The organism is Candidatus Propionivibrio aalborgensis (genome assembly GCF_900089945.1).
GTDB lineage: Bacteria > Pseudomonadota > Gammaproteobacteria > Burkholderiales > Rhodocyclaceae > Propionivibrio > Propionivibrio aalborgensis.
In genome coordinates this window covers 1-1591 of sequence record NZ_FLQY01000326.1, presented here as the reverse complement: position 1 = coordinate 1591, position 1591 = coordinate 1, and the positions used below count along the sequence as shown (strand labels likewise).

Here is a 1591-nt window from a genome sequence, read left to right as displayed (position 1 = left end):
GCCAAGGCTGCGCCGGTGCCTTCGCCGAGACGCAAACCGAGGTCAAGAAGCGGCTCGGCTTTGAGGGCATGCAGCTGTGCCTGGTGCCCCGGTTCGGCGGAGCGGTGGCAGAAAATGCAGTAGCCGCGAATACGGGGATCAATGCGCGAAGCCGCGAGCAGAGCGGCGGTCACGATGAAGCCGTCGATCAGCAACAGCATGCCGCGCTCCGCTGCACCCAGCATGGCACCCGCCATCATGACGATCTCGAAGCCGCCGAACTCGGCGAGCACCGTCATTGCGTCTGCGTCGGCCGCTAATGAAGCGCGGCTGACTGCTTGTGTCAGCAGTTCGCGCTTGCGCGCCAGCCCGGCGTCATCAAGGCCGGTTCCGCGACCGATGCAATCGATCAGCGGCGATCCCGTCAGAGCGTGGGTAATCAGCGCGGCCGACGCCGTATTCCCGATGCCCATTTCGCCGAATCCGACAACGTTGCATCCTTCGTCAGCCAGATCGCGGGCAATGTTCGCGCCCTTGATCAGTGCAGCGGCGCAATCGGCAGAACTCATCGCCGGCTCGTCAATATAGTTGCGTGTGCCGTGGCCGATGCTGGCGTCGATCAGCCTGTCGCGCTCTCCGAAATCATGCGCCACCCCGGCGTCGATGACCTTCAGTGCCAAACCGTTCTGCCGAGCGAAAACGTTGATTGCCGCACCACCGACGAGAAAGTTCTCGACCATTTGCCAGGTTACGTCCTGGGGGAAAGCCGATACGCCGGCTTTGGCCGCACCGTGGTCTCCGGCAAAGACCAGCAGATGCGGTTGCGAAAACTTCGGCGTCAGCGACTGCTGAATCCGGCCGACCTGCAGTGCCAGCCTTTCGAGCTGGCCGAGCGCACCGAGCGGTTTGGTCTTGTTGTCGATCTTGGCGTGCAGTACCGGATCGAGCGTGTTCTTGATCGGGAGAATGGAAAATTGCATGGCGAGCTCGCCTAGGACAAAGCGCAGATTATACGCGTGGGCGCTCATGCTAAGCTTGCGGCATGAAAGAGCTGATCATCGGTGGTGCCCGCTCGGGCAAGAGCACATTGGCGGAAAGGCGCGCCATCGAAAGCGGTCTGCGAGTTATCTACGTGGCTACCGGGCAAGCGCTGGATGGCGAAATGTCGCAGCGCATTGCCCGGCACCGGGCACGCCGCCCTGCCGAATGGGGATTGGTCGAGTCGCCGCTCGATCTGGCATCGGCATTGCGGCAAAATGCTGCTCCCGGAGTGTGCTTGCTGGTGGACTGCCTGACGCTATGGCTGTCGAATCTGCTCTTCGCCGGAGAATCGGCCAATCAGGCCGAGGAGAAGGTGACGATGGTCGTGGCAGGGCATCCGCTGGCCCTCAAATAGCACCGGCCGGCATCAGTTCAGGCTGCGGAAGATCGCGATATTCGGCGTAAAATCCCCGCTCCGCTTTCCTGATCTTCCCATGCCTGCCTCCTTGCCACTCGAATTGAGCATCCCACCGACCTTGTGGTTGCCGCTTGCCGCGATCGCCGCCGTCGTGTTGGACCATCGGCTCGGCGAGCCGAAGCGCTGGCATCCGCTGGTCGGCTTCGGCGCACT

2 protein-coding genes are annotated in these 1591 nt (G+C 62.5%); one reads left to right on the top strand and one right to left on the bottom strand.

Features of this window, described 5'->3' with window-relative positions:
• On the bottom strand, positions 1-959 hold a 959-nt coding region (gene cobT / locus PROAA_RS13645; protein ID WP_186411862.1), incomplete at its 3' end, for a nicotinate-nucleotide--dimethylbenzimidazole phosphoribosyltransferase.
• A 62-nt stretch (positions 960-1021) separates the two neighbouring features.
• Here cobT and PROAA_RS13640 point away from each other — a divergent pair.
• Complete coding sequence (locus PROAA_RS13640) at positions 1022-1375, top strand: bifunctional adenosylcobinamide kinase/adenosylcobinamide-phosphate guanylyltransferase (RefSeq protein WP_186411861.1); 354 nt, start codon at positions 1022-1024, stop codon at positions 1373-1375.
• Positions 1376-1591 lie beyond the last annotated feature (216 nt).

Bases quoted from the DNA above. Each gene is read 5' to 3' on its own strand.
- PROAA_RS13640 (WP_186411861.1), top strand. From the start codon at position 1,022: ATGAAAGAGCTGATCATCGGTGGTGCCCGCTCGGGCAAGAGCACATTG.